20 protein-coding genes and 1 pseudogene are annotated in these 14,861 nt (G+C 38.9%); 11 read left to right on the plus strand and 10 right to left on the minus strand.

Annotation, left to right across the window (positions count from 1 at the left end; translation table 11 throughout):
- Positions 1–2 precede the first annotated feature (2 nt).
- From AVJ19_RS08235 to AVJ19_RS08250, 4 genes are all read left to right on the plus strand, one after another.
- On the plus strand, positions 3–254 hold the full coding sequence (locus tag AVJ19_RS08235; protein WP_111859274.1) for an RNA recognition motif domain-containing protein: 252 nt from the start codon (positions 3–5) through the stop codon (positions 252–254).
- Positions 255–322: 68 nt separating this feature from the next.
- Entirely contained in the window at positions 323–685 is a 363-nt protein-coding gene (locus AVJ19_RS08240; protein WP_111859319.1) for an ASCH domain-containing protein, read from the plus strand.
- Between the two features lie 75 nt (positions 686–760).
- Entirely contained in the window at positions 761–1,264 is a 504-nt protein-coding gene (locus tag AVJ19_RS08245) for a DUF6586 family protein (protein WP_111859275.1), read from the plus strand.
- A 113-nt stretch (positions 1,265–1,377) separates the two neighbouring features.
- A complete protein-coding gene (locus tag AVJ19_RS08250) occupies positions 1,378–1,656 on the plus strand; it encodes a hypothetical protein (protein ID WP_111859320.1) in 279 nt (92 codons plus the stop codon).
- A gap of 62 nt (positions 1,657–1,718) precedes the next feature.
- Here the strand turns inward: AVJ19_RS08250 and AVJ19_RS08255 are convergent, their stop codons facing one another.
- The 5 genes from AVJ19_RS08255 to AVJ19_RS08275 all read right to left on the minus strand — a co-directional run bounded on the left by AVJ19_RS08255 (position 1,719) and on the right by AVJ19_RS08275 (position 6,019).
- A complete protein-coding gene (locus AVJ19_RS08255; RefSeq protein ID WP_111859276.1) occupies positions 1,719–1,961 on the minus strand; it encodes a hypothetical protein in 243 nt (80 codons plus the stop codon).
- 161 nt (positions 1,962–2,122) lie between these two features.
- Positions 2,123–3,841 carry a cation:proton antiporter gene (locus AVJ19_RS08260; RefSeq protein WP_111859277.1) on the minus strand — a complete coding sequence of 573 codons (1,719 nt, stop codon included), beginning with the start codon at positions 3,839–3,841 and terminating at the stop codon, positions 2,123–2,125.
- 159 nt (positions 3,842–4,000) lie between these two features.
- Positions 4,001–4,156 carry a 50S ribosomal protein L33 gene (rpmG, locus tag AVJ19_RS08265; protein WP_003654787.1) on the minus strand — a complete coding sequence of 52 codons (156 nt, stop codon included), beginning with the start codon at positions 4,154–4,156 and terminating at the stop codon, positions 4,001–4,003.
- 12 nt (positions 4,157–4,168) lie between these two features.
- Entirely contained in the window at positions 4,169–4,405 is a 237-nt protein-coding gene (gene rpmB / locus AVJ19_RS08270; protein ID WP_000048256.1) for a 50S ribosomal protein L28, read from the minus strand.
- Between the two features lie 165 nt (positions 4,406–4,570).
- Positions 4,571–6,019 (minus strand): coniferyl aldehyde dehydrogenase, encoded by a 1,449-nt coding sequence (locus tag AVJ19_RS08275; protein ID WP_111859278.1) that lies wholly within the window; start codon positions 6,017–6,019, stop codon positions 4,571–4,573.
- Between the two features lie 112 nt (positions 6,020–6,131).
- Here AVJ19_RS08275 and AVJ19_RS08280 point away from each other — a divergent pair, with 112 nt between their 5' ends.
- From AVJ19_RS08280 to AVJ19_RS08300, 6 genes are all read left to right on the plus strand, one after another.
- Positions 6,132–6,824 (plus strand): TetR/AcrR family transcriptional regulator, encoded by a 693-nt coding sequence (locus AVJ19_RS08280; protein ID WP_111859279.1) that lies wholly within the window; start codon positions 6,132–6,134, stop codon positions 6,822–6,824.
- Positions 6,825–6,909: 85 nt separating this feature from the next.
- Entirely contained in the window at positions 6,910–7,776 is an 867-nt protein-coding gene (purU, locus tag AVJ19_RS08285) for a formyltetrahydrofolate deformylase (protein ID WP_111859280.1), read from the plus strand.
- A 213-nt stretch (positions 7,777–7,989) separates the two neighbouring features.
- The gene (locus AVJ19_RS22510; protein ID WP_228203322.1) at positions 7,990–8,493 is read left to right on the plus strand and encodes a hypothetical protein; all 504 of its coding nucleotides are present in this window, start codon (positions 7,990–7,992) and stop codon (positions 8,491–8,493) included.
- Entirely contained in the window at positions 8,445–8,819 is a 375-nt protein-coding gene (locus tag AVJ19_RS22515; protein WP_228203323.1) for an energy transducer TonB, read from the plus strand. The genes AVJ19_RS22510 and AVJ19_RS22515 overlap by 49 nt, the downstream gene beginning before the upstream one ends.
- Before the next feature lie 33 nt (positions 8,820–8,852).
- Positions 8,853–9,473, plus strand: a complete 621-nt coding sequence (locus AVJ19_RS08295) for a MotA/TolQ/ExbB proton channel family protein (protein ID WP_111859281.1) — start codon at positions 8,853–8,855, stop codon at positions 9,471–9,473.
- A complete protein-coding gene (locus AVJ19_RS08300) occupies positions 9,473–9,877 on the plus strand; it encodes an ExbD/TolR family protein (RefSeq protein WP_111859282.1) in 405 nt (134 codons plus the stop codon). Before AVJ19_RS08295 ends, AVJ19_RS08300 begins: the two co-directional genes overlap by 1 nt.
- A gap of 71 nt (positions 9,878–9,948) precedes the next feature.
- On the opposite strand, the gene msrA is transcribed toward AVJ19_RS08300, so the two are convergent.
- The 5 genes from msrA to thyA form a co-directional block, all read right to left on the minus strand.
- Entirely contained in the window at positions 9,949–10,470 is a 522-nt protein-coding gene (gene msrA, locus AVJ19_RS08305) for a peptide-methionine (S)-S-oxide reductase MsrA (protein ID WP_111859283.1), read from the minus strand.
- A gap of 101 nt (positions 10,471–10,571) precedes the next feature.
- Complete coding sequence (locus AVJ19_RS08310; RefSeq protein ID WP_111859284.1) at positions 10,572–10,997, minus strand: META domain-containing protein; 426 nt, start codon at positions 10,995–10,997, stop codon at positions 10,572–10,574.
- Positions 10,998–11,091: 94 nt separating this feature from the next.
- On the minus strand, positions 11,092–12,159 hold the full coding sequence (locus AVJ19_RS08315) for a DUF4105 domain-containing protein (protein ID WP_171334182.1): 1,068 nt from the start codon (positions 12,157–12,159) through the stop codon (positions 11,092–11,094).
- 28 nt (positions 12,160–12,187) lie between these two features.
- A complete protein-coding gene (locus AVJ19_RS08320; RefSeq protein WP_111859285.1) occupies positions 12,188–12,700 on the minus strand; it encodes a dihydrofolate reductase in 513 nt (170 codons plus the stop codon).
- Between the two features lie 109 nt (positions 12,701–12,809).
- Complete coding sequence (gene thyA, locus AVJ19_RS08325) at positions 12,810–13,652, minus strand: thymidylate synthase (protein WP_111859286.1); 843 nt, start codon at positions 13,650–13,652, stop codon at positions 12,810–12,812.
- Positions 13,653–13,798: 146 nt separating this feature from the next.
- Here thyA and AVJ19_RS08330 point away from each other — a divergent pair.
- Positions 13,799–14,607 (plus strand): annotated as a pseudogene (locus tag AVJ19_RS08330) (YwqG family protein).
- Positions 14,608–14,861: the final 254 nt, after the last annotated feature.

The following is a 14,861-nucleotide window of genomic DNA, read 5'->3' on the forward strand; positions in this document are numbered from 1 at the left end:
CCATGAAAATTTTAGTACGTAACTTAGAGCGTTCAGTCACAGAAGCAGAATTGCTTGAATTGTTTAAACCTTATGGCACAGTTGAGTCTGCGGTTGTGGTGATGGATGCTGAAACCAAAAAGTCGAAAGGCTTTGGTTTTATCGAAATGCCAAATCCACGTGAAGCGATCAAGGCGATCAAAGGCTTAAATACTTTAAAAGTAAAAGGTGCGGGTATTCGTGTCAAAGCTGCGGAAGATAAGCCACAAGCTTAAATATACTGAGTAAAAGAGGAGCTGAAATGGCTCCTTTTTTATGTTTGAAAATGTTGAATTGGGAATATATGAAAAAAAGGTATTCTGCTCTCTCTATCGTTGCACCAAATGGATTGAAAATTGCACAAGGCTTAAAAACTTTGGAAATACGTTCATGGACGCCTGAACAATTACCCCTGAAAGATTTAATCATTGTTGAAAATTTGCAATTTTTAAGTGCTGAATATACAGAAGAAATGGGCAAAGCTGTTGCCATTGTTGATATTGAATCAGTTCATCCTTGGCGAGAGGATGAATTTGCCGCAGCGTGTGCGAACTATTGGGCGGAAGGCTATTTTGCTTGGGTGATCCATAATGTTCGCCCCATTACACAGCCTTTGGATGTGCCTGCAAAGCGTAAAATCTATTGCATTGATATTGATCATTTATAAATTTTGTTGTGCATTTATACCAAGAAAGTTTAATCTTAGTCAGGTAAATGTTGCCAAAATCAGGAAATAAAAATCATGTCACGAGTTGCTCGCTTTCATGCAGACCGCACCAATCAAAAATTGTATTTTGCTCGACTTTCTTGTATGCAAGCAGAGCAGTCTGAAAATGTACAACAAGCACAGGCACAGCGTGAAGCAGCAGTTTTTCATTTACATGGTGCTGTTTTGGCATTTTTGCAGGAGTTGGTACGCTACTATCGCCTCAATGACTTTGCACCAACCCTTAAATCCATTGAAGAACACATGGCAGAAAAAGGACAGGTTTCTCCTGAAGTCGTGGTGATGCAACAATTAGCAAAAAGTGGTTTTATTGCTGAACTTAAACGTGCATATCGTTCATGTCAGTATGCACCTGAGCCGAGTGCGCCAGAACCTGAAGATGAAACATCATCGAATCTCATTATCAAAGTGACACAAACCCCACAAGCATGGTTGCCTGATACGAAGATTTTAAGAGAATGGCACCGAGATTTAACGCAACTGATTGATGGTTTTCGCAATGAAATGGTGGAATTCTGATCTTTTTGATTGGTTTTACTTGAAATTTGATAGTGAATGACTATATACAATAGTTACAAGATGCAAAATGCATTCAGCATTTTGCCCCATGTTGAGCATGGAGGGTGATTGATATGTCGATTGAACAGTTAAAAGAGTTATTTGGAAATCAAGAAGCGATTTTAGAGTTGGTGCAGCTTGAAGGTGGAGAGTTGGCGCTACGCAATGCAGGTTCAGAACAAGAACCCTTGGTCACGATTCAGTTTAATGACGAAGTAAAAGCATTATTAGGGGATCAAACGCCTGCGATTGCACAGCATATGATTCAAGCGGCATTGTACGCATTGATGGAAAATCAAGTGAATCAACTCAATGCAGAAGTGCTAGATGAGCAACCAAAATATATGAGTTAAATGCTTATTTTCAATAAAAAACGCACTTTGAAGTGCGTTTTTTTATATTTAAATCTAGAGTTTTAATGTGTAGGTAAAGGCTGTGGTGCAAAAAAGTATCCACCGACAAACATGATCGCCAAGCCAATCAATTGTAGGAAAAATGGATTTTTAGCTACATTCCAATGCATGATGAGAAAAATCAATGACACTGGAGAAAGTAATAAACAACCAATACCCCACCAAATACTTTCTTTGAATGCAGCAATGAGAAAGCCAATTGAGGCGATCAGCAAAATAAGTAACCCAAAATAAAATAGAAACATGTAGTCCTCTTATTTGTCTTTTATGTATTTCAATAAATTATGCTTAAATTTTTTAATGAAAAGCACATCTTGTCCAATTGTTAATATTGCTTCTTTTTAAATCGCTCTATAAAGCAAAACAGACTAGCATATTTGCGAGTCTGTTTGGAATGATCAATGAATCAATGTGTTGGTTCATGATGATGTGCAATTTGGATCTGATTTAAAATATGATTACTCATATTTTTCGCCATTTCTTCTTTTGCATAATACACTTCACCAATTTGATCTCTACGAATGACTTCAGCTTCTTCCTTACTTTCCGCACAAACCAAGACTTGTATTTGTGGATTGAGCAATTTTGCCGTGTCGACAATTTTATGAATATCTAAAATATCCATCGGGGAGAGGACCAATAGTCGAGCATGTTGGATATGTGCTTGAATCAATACACTCGGTTCTGTCGCACGACCCGAAACCGCAGCAATGCCTTTTTCACGCAGATTTTCCACAATTTCACGATTTTCCTCAGCGATGACAACCTTAATACCATCATCCATTAAAGTTTTGGTCAGTCTACGCCCAACTTCACCATGACCGACGATTACCACTTGATCACGCAAATAATCTTGCGAAACCTCATCAGGCAACATGGCAAGAGGGTCGCCACTACGTTCGAGTAAACGTGCCAAATGTGAACGTTCACGAATCCAGTTTTGTACAGGTTCGATTGCAGAGAATAAAAATGAATTCAGTGTGATGGAAAATAAAGCCCCTGCTAAAATTAAGTTTTGTGCTTCAGGTGTGAGTAAACCTAAAGACAAACCAAGTGTCGCTAAAATAAATGAAAATTCCCCAATCTGTGCCAAACTTGCACCAACTGTCAACGCTGTATTGAGTGGATAGCGGAAAAATAACACCAGTGCCATCGCTGCAATGGTTTTACCAATCATAATGATGGCAATAACAGCGAGAATATGGAGTGGTTGTTCCACAATAATGCGTGGGTCGAACAACATCCCGACAGAAACGAAGAATAAAATCGAGAAAATTTCACGTAAAGGAAGCGTTTCCTCTTCAGCACGATGGCTAAAGTCTGACTCTTTTACCACCATGCCCGCAAAGAATGCACCAAGCGCCATAGATACGCCAAAGATCGCGTATGAGCCATATGCAATAGAAACAGCAGCGGCAACGACTGTGAGTGTGAAAAGCTCTCTAGAGCCTAAACGAGCCACATATTGCATGATCATCGGTACAAGTCGCTTACCTACAATCAGCATAAAGGCAATAAAGCCTGAAACTTTGAGTAGGGTAATCCCTAAAGTTAGCCAAATATTTTGATCACTGTCATGTCCAGCAAGTGCTTGACCACCGAGTAATACTGCGGTTGCAGGCAGTAAAACTAAAACCAAAACCATCACAAGGTCTTCAACCAAGAGCCAACCTACAGCAATTTTACCGTTGACGGAATCGAGAAGACCTTTATCGCCTAATGCTTTAAGGAGGACAACCGTACTGGCACAGGACAGGCTTAAACCAAAGACGAGTGCAGAACCCCAAGACCAGCCCCAAAAGTGTGACACGATCATGCCTAAAATAGTGGCAACAGTAATTTGTAAAATCGCACCGGGTAATGCAATACGCCGTACTTGGATCAAATCATTTAAAGAAAAATGCATCCCCACGCCAAACATGAGGAACATCACACCGAGTTCTGCAAGTTGATTAGCGAGGGTAATATCGCCCACGATACCTGGTGTATTGGGGCTAATAATAATTCCGGCAATTAAGTAGCCGATCAATGGGGGTAAGCGCAAACGAGCAGCGATATAGCCAAAGATGAGCGCTATACCAAAACCAACTGCAAGTAAAATAATCAAATCTACATCATGTGGCACTCAATACTCCTTAAACGGTGGAGAAATTTATAAGGCATCGCAATGTACAAACAAAGCACAAAGGGTGCCAAAAGCAAAACTGTGAGAATTTTAACAATATGAGTAAAAAAAAGGCAAAAAAAACGACCCAAAAGGGTCGTGTTTTTTAGAAAACTAAAATTATTTAATTTTAGCTTCTTTGAAGATTACGTGTTGACGGATTTTTGGATCAAATTTTTTGATTTCCATTTTTTCCGGCATAGTACGTTTGTTCTTAGTTGTGGTATAGAAATAACCTGTACCAGCAGTAGAAACTAGGCGAATTTTATCACGCATGGTTCAGACTCCTTAGATCTTTTGACCTTGAGCACGAAGGTCAGCAACAACCTTTTCAATGCCCAATTTGTCGATAATACGCATACCTTTAGTGGTTAAACGAAGACGTACGAAACGTTTTTCGCTTTCTAACCAGAAACGGTGGTGGTGCAGGTTCGGCTCGAACCGGCGTTTAGTTTTGTTGTTGGCGTGTGAGACGTTGTTACCAACGACTGGACGCTTGCCGGTAACTTGGCAAACCTTAGACATGGTGTAACTCCATTGATTTAGCCAACAGCAAATCTGTATGGCCAGTCAAAATAAAACGGATTGAATTCTTTCAAGGGGCGTTTTATACCAAAATTCCGCTTAAAAGACAAGCGGAATTGATGAAAACACTGCATGATCTTTGACGATAGATCATGCCTTGATCAGTTAGCGGATAAAAGTTTTCTCTAAAATTTTATGAACAGCTCCACCAAATGGCGGTAGGATGAATTTTACACTAAAGAGTTTAGGCATAGACATCATTGAACGTTCATGCGATAAACTGAAAAAACCTTCTGGACCATGATATTTCCCCATCCCTGATGCACCAATGCCCCCAAAAGGTAAGTCATCTTGTGCAACATGGGTCAATAACGCATTTTGACCGAAGTGCCCTGAATGAGTACGCTGAGCGACATATTGTGCTCGCGCATCGTCAAAGTCGAAATAGTATAATGCAAGTGGGCGTGGACGGCTATTAATAAAGTCGATGACATCATCGATTTGATCATATTCCATGATCGGTAGTACTGGACCAAAGATTTCATTTTTCATGATATCCATGTCAGTCGTGACACCTGTCACTAAAGTCGGTGCAATTTTACGTGCTTGACTGAGATCTTCATTTTTAGGATTGATTTCAATGAGTTCAGCACCTTGTGCTTGAGCATCTTCTAAATAGCCTTGTACACGTCGATATTGTTTATCATTAATAATCGAGGTGTAGTCTTGGTTATTGGCAATGTTGGGATACATACCTGTCACGATAGCTTTGTATTGTTCTACAAATTCAGCAGTTTTGCCTTTTGGTAAGAATAAGTGATCAGGCGCAACACAGGTCTGACCTGAATTCCATAATTTACCAAATGCCAAACGTTGTGCGACATCTTTCATTTCTGTAGATGGATGAACAATTGCAGGGGATTTACCCCCCAGTTCTAAGATCACAGGCACTAAGTTTTCTGAGGCTGCTGCCATAACCGTTTTGCCAACATTGGTTGAGCCAGTGAAAATCATTTTGTCAAAAGCCAAATGGCTAAAGGCATCGGAAATTACACCACCGCCTGTAATGACTGCAACGAGTTCACGTGGAAAAGCTTCTGCAAGGGCGTTTTCTAAGACATAACCAAAGTTCATAGATGAACTTGAAATTTTGATCATGGCATGGTTGCCAGCGGCTAGCGCGCAGATCAGTGGACCAACAGAAAGTACCAATGGGTAATTCCACGGCGCAATAATCCCAATCACACCAAGCGGTTGATACTGTACCCATGCTTTAGAGGGTTGATGCATGATGCCAACATGGCGTTTAGAAGGTTTCATCCATGCGGTTAAATGCTTACTATAATATTTAATTTGCTCTAAACAGGTCACCAATTCACCAATTTTAGTTTCTGTGATGGATCGGTTGCCATAATCTTGATTGATTGCTTCTGCAATTTGATCTTGATATTTTAGTAACACTTTTTTAAGACGTGCTAAACGCTCAATACGCTCTTTTGCAGTAGGTACTGGATAGCGTTGATAAGCTCGTTGCTGTTGCGCAAGCGTATCATGTAAATGTTGAACTTCAGGGGAATAAGAAGTCATTGGATTTGTTTTTGTTTGACTGTTCATCTCGAACACCTTTAGAGAGGAGCTGATTTATGATAATTTTTAGAGTAAAAGCTCTAATTAGTCAAGTTACTTTATATGTTAGTCTAAGCTAACACTGAAATATGGTATTAGGATGTCGCACACCAAACCGGTAAAAACCAAAGATCGAATTTTGCAAATTAGCTTGCAACTTTTTAATGAGCGTGGTGAGCGTTCAATCACCACAAACCATATTGCGGCTGAGCTTGGGATCAGTCCTGGTAATTTGTATTACCATTTTCGTAACAAACAAGAGATCATCAAGGAGCTGATGGAGTGCTATCAAAAAGAAACGCTTGAGATGCTTGCATTGCCCGATGACCGGATAGTCAATGCAAATGATAAAATCCGTTATTTCCAAGTTTTGAGTAGTCAACTTTGGGAATATCGCTTCTTACATCGTGATGTTTATCATTTGATTGAAAATAATGATGACTTTAGAAAAATTTATCCACGTTTTGCAGGTAAAGTCATGCAGCAAGGGCAAAAAATTTATCATGCCTTTGTTGATGCTGGGTTGATGCAAATGACAGCATCTGAGATTGAAGCTTTGATTATTAATATTTGGATCGTGCTGACCAACTGGACGAATTTTTTATATATGTCTGGACATCTAAGTAATTCCAATCATTTGGATGAAAAATGGATGTGGCAAGCATTACGTCAAATGGTGTTTTTAGAAGGTCCATATTTGCGTGGAGAGAGCCGTGAAACTTATGAACGCTTGCTTGAAAGTTTTGGGTCTTCCGAATTATTTGCCAGTTTATCGACGTTAAAACATGATTGAATTGCGTTCGATGATTGAAAGCTGTGTAAAAAGCGTTAGAATATTCGGCTGTTTTCAAATTAACGTATAAGTGATACCTATTAACATGAACATGACCACTGCCAACACAGCACGTCTCCTGATTACTTGTGAAGATAAACCGGGGATCGTGCAAGCTGTATCGAGCTTTTTGTATCATCAAGGCGCAAATATTACTGCGCTTGATCAATATGCAACTGAAGCTCAGGGCGGACGTTACTTCATGCGTGTTGAGTTTGAACTTGAGAATCTACAAAGTCGTCGTGAAACTTTGTTACAGACTTTTTCAGCAAATGTTGCAGAACGTTATGAAATGCATTGGCGTTTGGCATTGGTCAGTGATGTTAAAAAAGTCGGAATCTTGGTGTCGAAAGTTGATCATGCTTTGCTTGAGCTTTTATGGCGTCATGCACGTGGTGGTTTACCGTGTGAAATTACCCAAGTTGTGTCAAATCATCCCGACTTAAAAGAAGCGGTAGAAAATTTTGGTATTCCATTCCATGTTGTTCCTGTGAATAAAGAGAACAAACGTGAAGCTTATGCTCAAATCGATGAATTAATGCAAGGCAATGATTTGTTGGTGCTTGCTCGTTATATGCAGATCTTAGATGAAGAATTTGTGCAAAAATGGGAAATGAAAATTATCAATATTCACCATTCATTCTTACCTGCTTTTGTGGGTGCAAATCCATATAAACAAGCACATGAGAAAGGCGTGAAATTGATAGGTGCAACAGCACACTATGTGACTGCTGACCTTGATCAAGGTCCGATCATTGAGCAAGATGTAGAGCGTGTGAGCCATGATTTTACAGTTGAACAATTGCGTGAGCTTGGACAAGATGTAGAACGTAATGTCTTAGCTCGTGCAGTAAAATGGCATTTAGAAGATCGCATTATTGTTGATGGTAATAAGACCGTTGTATTTCAATAAGATATAGCTATTTTTTAAGTGGGAAAAGGATGCAAATAGGCATCCTTTTTTTATTTTTGATTTATAAAACGTTAAAAAGCAACCAAAAAGTAGTTGCAAATGAAAACACTTCTCATTTATTATTAGCGCACTTTCATTGTTCTATCCGATGAGTTCAATCTAAACAAGCTATCTTGTGTATAGATTTTCTCAGATTTAGGTATTTAGATTCGTATGAGTCAATCTTCCACTTCAAATATGCAGGCACCTAACTCGATGAAGCAAAAGGTCATTGTTGCTGTAATTGCCGTTCTTGTAGGGCATATGGGCGCATTATGGGCATTGAGTCATCTAAAAACGCCTGAATTAAAACCCATCGAAAAGAAACCGATTCAAGTCAAATTTGTTAAAATCAAAGAAGAGCAGGTTGTTCCACCGCCGCCGCCTCCACCTCCAGTAAAACCGAAGGTTGAGCCAAAGCCTGTGGTTGAGAAAAAAGCTCCACCACCGCCTGTTGAAAAACCAAAGCTGATTACCCAGAAAAAACCTGTGGTAGAAAAGAAAGCGATCCAACAGGAAGAACCTAAGATTGATCATGAAAAAATTAAACGTGAGCAAGAGCAGCGCCAACAAGAACAGCAACGCTTAGAGCAACAGCGTCAAGAACAACAACGCCAAGAGCAACAACGTTGGAACAACAGCGTCAGGAACAGCAACGCCAAGAGCAACAACGTTTAGAGCAACAGCGTCAAGAGCAACAACGTCGCCAACAAGAAGCACAGCAACCGCGTAAGTTGAGTGCAGGCGAAATTTCTTGGAAAAAAGCACCATCGTTTGAGTTCGATGATGACTTACTGAAAAATCAAGACAGATCTTTAGTTGTTCGTATTGAAATCAATCCTACAGGTAAAATCACCAACGTCACTGTCCTAAAATCAAGTGGCTTACCTAGCCTTGATCGTGAAGTGCGTAGTGCTGTACGTGCTGCAAGAATGAATCCATCCAATGATGGACGTGCAATGATTGCAGATTTACCTGTAAGTTTGAAAACCTCTGGACAATAAATTTAACCGGCTAACCTTATCAGGAGTTCGAGTATGAACTTTTCAGTTTATTGGCAACATGCGGATGCAGTCAGTAAAACACTGTATTTCGTGTTATTGGCAATGTCGATTGCCACATGGACAGTATTCATTTTACGTTTAATGGGTACACGTCAGCTTAAACAACAAGCACAAGCGCATCTTGCGCAAGCAGTCAATCAGCTGAAAGCAAAACTTGCTCCTTTGGGTTTTGATCAACGTAAAGCCGTTGCAGAACAAGCTTTGTTGCGTCAAATCTCAGTTGAAAAATCAAATGCTGAAAAAGGTGTTTCAGTTTTAGGTACGATCGCATCAATTGCACCATTTGTAGGTTTGTTTGGTACAGTTTGGGGGATTTTCCATGCCCTTGTTGCTGTCGGTAAAAGTGGTCAAGCAGGTTTAGCACAAGTGGCAACACCTGTAGGTGAAGCATTGATCATGACAGGTTTAGGTTTGGCTGTTGCGATTCCTGCGGTATTGGCATATAACATTTGTGTACGTTTCAACCGTACATTGTCAAATGAATTACAAGATCAAGCACACGGTTTATTGATTGATACTATGTTGCAACAAGATTCAACTGCGAAAGTTGAAAACCAAGCAACACAAAAAGGTTTAGTTGGAGGTCAAGCTTAATGGCTTTTCAATTGGGTGAAGACAACGATGCTGGCATGAATGAGATGAATCTCATTCCACTCATCGACATTATGTTGGTATTGATGATCATCTTTTTGGTGACTGCAACCGTTGCTAACCCATCAATACCATTAACCTTACCAAAAACCACTGCGGAAATTATTGAACCGCCGCCAGAAGCGATCACCATCAGCATTAACAAAGAAGGTGAAGTGGCTTGGAATGATCAAGTGATTGGTTTACCAGAGTTGGAAAAACGTTTCCAAGAAGAAGCTGCAAAACCTGTAAAACCTGCGGTTCAATTGAGAGCAGACCAAGATTCACGTTATGATACTGTTGCTCAAGTCATGTCTCGTGCCAGTGAAGCCGGACTGAACGATCTTGCCTTTATGAGTGATAATTAAGTCTTTAAATAGCGTAAAATATAAAAAAGCGATCTTTCAAAGGTCGCTTTTTTATTGCTGATGAAGATAAATTAGGCTTTAAGTAAATCTTTAAACTGACTTTGTAGTTTCATTAACTTGGGTGGAATCGCAAAGTTACAATAACCTTGTGAAGGATTTTTTGCATAATAATTCTGGTGATAATCTTCAGCAGGGTAGAACGTTGGCACAGGAGAAAGCGCTATGACAATATCTAAATCTTGCGCTGTTAATTCTGCAATATAAGCTTCAGCTTGTACTTTTTGCTCATCATTAAAATAGTAAATCACTGAGCGATATTGTGTACCGATATCATTGCCTTGACGGTTCAGTGTTGTTGGATCGTGAGTGGTGAAAAAAACATTCAGTAATTGTTTAAAACTGATTTGCTGCTCATCGAAATCAATCAAAATCACTTCTGCATGATTGGTATTACCTGTGCAGATCTGCTCATACGTTGGATTTATGGTATCGCCACCTGCATAACCACTGATGACTTTTTCTACGCCCTTCAGCTGTAAAAATACGGCTTCAGTACACCAAAAGCACCCACCACCCAATAATGCTTGTTGCATCACGATCTCCTTTCTATTTTATTTTCTAGATCAAAAAGAAAAATGAAACAGCACAAAAACCTAACAATGCAAATTTTGATGCTGTTTGAATATGTCCAAAATTATGGCGCAGTGTGGTATTGCAGAACAACATTGCCATGTTTATCCAATAACTTTAAGGTTTGATTATAGACTTGATAGCCCATGACTTGCTTTAGGGCAGTATTGTATTTTGCAACAACATCCATATTATTTTGACAGAGCATTTTAGTTGAAGCGATTTCACCGAGGTTTAAACGGTGATCTTTGACTGCATAATTGCCCATGACACGGTTACAACCATCTGAGCCACTGATACGTAAATCACTGCCAAATTGAATGATGGGTGTCTCGGCTTTTTTTGCAAATTCAGTTGCACCGATATGGGTCATGACCCAAGTTTTATTTTGCAATAATGCTAAGTTTTCTTGTTGTTGTAGGGACTGTGTGGTTGAACAGCCTACGATTGTTGCAGATACAAGACCAACCCATAACAGATTTTTTAGCATGATGTTCTCAAAAATATAGATTGCCTCTATATAAACAAAAAATCATGCAAATCACTAGCTTGACAATGTATCTAAGCGTTAAAAAATTGCTGAATTATGAACCCTTTGTGACGGTTTTTACTAAGCCTGCACGAATGACTTTGGAATAGTTCTCACTACTTTGATATTTAAAATGTTTAAACTGATCTGTACGTGGGTTGACATGCGCATGCTGATACCATTGCTTCATATTCCACTGAGAGTCCAAAGCCCCCAAGTCATAGAGATAATTTGGTAAATAACCTGATGCCAGCAAGCGATAATCAATCGGTAATTCTTTTGGTGAAATGGCTTGGATCATGTCAAAAACCAAAGTGGTACAGTTGCTGGTTAGGGTGTTATACCATTTTGGTTGTTGTGCTAACTCATCGGTTTTACTCAAATATTCTTCGAATAAAGCACGAGTTTCAGCTTTTTGCATATTGATTGGGAAAAAATACACCTGTTCATTACGTGCATTGCTACGTGTATAAATCAAATCTTTTTCATCTGCGGCAATCAGACTTAGTTCGTATTTACGGAAAAATCCACCAATTGCTGAAAAACTTTCGGTTTTTTCCTTACGGATTTCAATCGAAAAGACCAAGGGTTTTTGGTCCGAAAAATCAAAACTCACTAAAGTATGCGCAATTTGTGGACCCATCCAATAAGAGGTAATGATATTGACCCCTGTGATGTTATTTAAGTTATAACTTCGTGTGTCCCAGTGAGCATCGTACTGATCTTCAGTTTTCCAATCAAAATTTCGAACGTTCTGAATAGTGACAATATCCCCTTGTTTTTTATAGGTAAATAAGCGATCTACTTCAGGATTCCAGTCACGATCTTGTTTGGCAGGAATATTAAAATACCACAGTAAACTCAGTAAAAAAGCCACCACATAAATGAGAATATCTTTAAATCGGCTAAAAATATTTTGTCGAATATAAATGCCTAAAATACTGAGTGAAAATACAATCCAAATTCCGATAAGAACACGACTAAATAGCATCCCCAAAGGTTCTTGAAACCAAATGACACCGCATAGCCAAAGAGAAGAAATGACCACAAAAAGGCTAAAAATGGAATGGAGTAATCCCATTCCAAAGCGATGAAAAATTGATTTTTTTTGGAATTCTTGCATATTTCAAAGTCATGATTTGAATTAATGCTTATTTTCGATAAGTTGCGAACTCAAAAGCAATAGCTGTTTTGTCATCAATATGTGATTCAGATGCGACTTTTTTAAATTCAGCAGGAATCGCAGGATAATGTGCATCACCTTGTACATCGAGTTCAACATGGGTAAGTTCTAAACGATCTGCCATGTGAATGGTTTGTTTAAAAATTTCACCACCACCAATGATAAAAATCGTATCAGGTTTTTCTGAAGCCAATACATCGGGAATGGCTTGTTCTAAAGCATCTTCAATACTGTGTGCTGTTTTTACACCATCAAATGACCAATTTTGATCACGGGTAATCACCCAATTGACACGTTTTGGCAGGGTACGTCCCATTGATTCAAGGGTTTTACGTCCCATTACCACTACACCGCCTTGGGTGATTTCTTTGAAGTGTTTTAGGTCGGCTGAAATATGCCAAGGAAGATCATTACCTTTGCCAATACAATGTTGCTGATCCATTGCAACGACATGTACAACTTCTAAATTTTTAAATGTCATAGTAAACTCATTTTTAATCCCTTCCACTTACACAGTAATGCAGCTCATCTTTTTAGAGGAAGTAACTGCTAGAAGGAGGAAGGGAATTTATCAATACATTATTTTAAAATCAAACTGCTACAGGTGCTTTAATTGCAGGATGTGATTCATAACCTACAATTTCAATATCTTCAAATTTAAAATCGAAAATGTCTGTAATTTCAGGATTGAGTTTTAATTGACATAAAGGCAATGGTTCACGGCTCAATTGTAATTGTGCTTGTTCAAAATGGTTGGCATATAAATGTGTATCGCCACCTGTCCAAACGAAGTCCCCCACACCTAAGCCACACACTTGCGCGATCATGTGTGTGAGCAGGGCATAGCTTGCGATATTAAACGGCACACCGAGAAATACATCGGCACTGCGTTGGTAGAGCTGACAAGATAATTTGCCATTTTGTACAAAGAACTGGAACAAGGTATGACACGGTGGCAATGCAACATTACCCGCTTCATTCGGATTCCAACCAGACACGATTAAGCGACGAGAGTTTGGATTGGTTTTGATTTCATTGATCAACCATTTGATTTGATCAAAACCATCATTTTCATACAAACCATCGGCTTTTTTGGTTGCACCAAAGTTACGCCATTGATGACCATAGACAGGACCAAGCTCACCTTCAGGACGACCAAAACGTGCAGTTTGTTCAGCAGTCGACCATTCATCCCAAATCGATACTTTATTGTCCTTTAAATATTGAACATTGGTATCACCTTTAAGAAACCATAACAGTTCAATCACAATCGAACGGAAATGGACTTTTTTGGTGGTGAGTAGTGGAAAGCCTTTAGATAGGTCAAAACGCATTTGATGACCAAATACAGAACGTGTTCCTGTGCCTGTACGGTCGCCTTTGTCGCCACCATTGTCGAGGATGTGTTGTAGAAGGTCTAAATACGCTTTCATATTGATTCCAGATTAGGCTCGTGCGCTTTGAAATGTTCAGCGACATTTCATGGCGTTTTGCGTTGAGCGTGTCATACTTTTGCTTAACTGAGCAGTTTATACTAAAGTTGTTTTTATTTTAATAGTGATAACAAGAGAGAAAAACAATGGAGATCAGCTGGAACACGCTTCCTGAATTTATTCAACAATATAAGCCACAGATTTGGCAACAAAAAAGTCTGTGATTGAGTTAAATTTAACACCTGCTGAGGATTTGACTGTATGGCAAAGTAAAGTGGGTGGTGATCCGTATTTTCCTTTAAGTCTAGACTATCCACAGAATGAAGAAAGTCGAGCTTTAGTTTTATTGGCACAGATTAATTTTGCTGAATTACCTGAAAATACGGTGTATCCAAGTGCAGGTATTTTGCAATTTTTTATTGATATTGAAGATGATTTATGGGGTTTAGATTTTGATGAGCCACAAAATCAAAATAATTTCCGTATCATTTTTCATGAACAAGTTACACAAGATGTTGCACAATTGTTGCAGGAATTTCCGATACAAGATTTGGATCAGGACATGAACCCTGTGACAGGGCAGTATGCTGTACAGTTTGTGGCAGATGAACGTTATATTTCAATAGGTGATCATGCTTTTGCTGAGACCATCTTTGATCCTTATGGCTTAGAGGGTGAACAGGTGGATGAAGAAGAAATCTATGATCAGTATGATGAGACATTTAGTGCGAGTGGTCATCATTTAGGCGGTTATCCTTACTTCACACAAGATGATCCTCGTGGTAATGATGAGCGTTTTAAAGACTATGTTTTGCTATTTCAGCTTGATAGTTCGGGACAGGAAGATGTCGAAATTTTATGGGGAGATTGTGGTGTTGCCAATTTCTTCATTCATCCTGATGATTTGAAAAAGCGTGATTTTTCCAAAGTAATGTATAACTGGGATTGTTCTTAATGATCTAAACTCAATGGTATGAGGGAGATCAGGTTGAGGGAATGCAGCTCAATAGACCTATTAAGGGATAGGTCTATTTTGTGATATGTTTCACAATAAGTTTTTATTGCATAAAAAATGATAATAATATATTTAAAATTGATATAGAAAATATTTCCGAAAAAGGAGCGTAGAAAGAGCAACTTAAACTATTCTCATTTACATTCACAAATTTTATTACATTTACATTAACCACTTTTTAAGAATCTATGGCT

The organism is Acinetobacter sp. CFCC 10889, assembly GCF_003268395.1.
Taxonomy (GTDB): domain Bacteria; phylum Pseudomonadota; class Gammaproteobacteria; order Pseudomonadales; family Moraxellaceae; genus Acinetobacter.

Excerpts from the sequence above, each read along its gene's own strand:
- AVJ19_RS08240 (WP_111859319.1), top strand. The coding sequence starts at position 323 with ATGAAAAAAAGGTATTCTGCTCTCTCTATCGTTGCACCAAATGGATTG.
- AVJ19_RS08310 (WP_111859284.1), bottom strand. The coding sequence starts at position 10,997 with ATGCTAAAAAATCTGTTATGGGTTGGTCTTGTATCTGCAACAATCGTA.
- msrA (WP_111859283.1), bottom strand. The coding sequence starts at position 10,470 with ATGCAACAAGCATTATTGGGTGGTGGGTGCTTTTGGTGTACTGAAGCC.
- AVJ19_RS08255 (WP_111859276.1), bottom strand. The coding sequence starts at position 1,961 with ATGTTTCTATTTTATTTTGGGTTACTTATTTTGCTGATCGCCTCAATT.
- AVJ19_RS08250 (WP_111859320.1), top strand. The coding sequence starts at position 1,378 with ATGTCGATTGAACAGTTAAAAGAGTTATTTGGAAATCAAGAAGCGATT.
- AVJ19_RS08275 (WP_111859278.1), bottom strand. The coding sequence starts at position 6,019 with ATGAACAGTCAAACAAAAACAAATCCAATGACTTCTTATTCCCCTGAA.
- thyA (WP_111859286.1), bottom strand. The coding sequence starts at position 13,652 with ATGAAAGCGTATTTAGACCTTCTACAACACATCCTCGACAATGGTGGC.
- AVJ19_RS08320 (WP_111859285.1), bottom strand. The coding sequence starts at position 12,700 with ATGACATTTAAAAATTTAGAAGTTGTACATGTCGTTGCAATGGATCAG.
- AVJ19_RS08295 (WP_111859281.1), top strand. The coding sequence starts at position 8,853 with ATGAACTTTTCAGTTTATTGGCAACATGCGGATGCAGTCAGTAAAACA.
- AVJ19_RS08245 (WP_111859275.1), top strand. The coding sequence starts at position 761 with ATGTCACGAGTTGCTCGCTTTCATGCAGACCGCACCAATCAAAAATTG.
- AVJ19_RS22510 (WP_228203322.1), top strand. The coding sequence starts at position 7,990 with ATGAGTCAATCTTCCACTTCAAATATGCAGGCACCTAACTCGATGAAG.
- AVJ19_RS08300 (WP_111859282.1), top strand. The coding sequence starts at position 9,473 with ATGGCTTTTCAATTGGGTGAAGACAACGATGCTGGCATGAATGAGATG.
- AVJ19_RS08315 (WP_171334182.1), bottom strand. The coding sequence starts at position 12,159 with ATGCAAGAATTCCAAAAAAAATCAATTTTTCATCGCTTTGGAATGGGA.
- rpmG (WP_003654787.1), bottom strand. The coding sequence starts at position 4,156 with ATGCGTGATAAAATTCGCCTAGTTTCTACTGCTGGTACAGGTTATTTC.
- AVJ19_RS08280 (WP_111859279.1), top strand. The coding sequence starts at position 6,132 with ATGTCGCACACCAAACCGGTAAAAACCAAAGATCGAATTTTGCAAATT.
- rpmB (WP_000048256.1), bottom strand. The coding sequence starts at position 4,405 with ATGTCTAAGGTTTGCCAAGTTACCGGCAAGCGTCCAGTCGTTGGTAAC.
- AVJ19_RS08235 (WP_111859274.1), top strand. The coding sequence starts at position 3 with ATGAAAATTTTAGTACGTAACTTAGAGCGTTCAGTCACAGAAGCAGAA.
- purU (WP_111859280.1), top strand. The coding sequence starts at position 6,910 with ATGAACATGACCACTGCCAACACAGCACGTCTCCTGATTACTTGTGAA.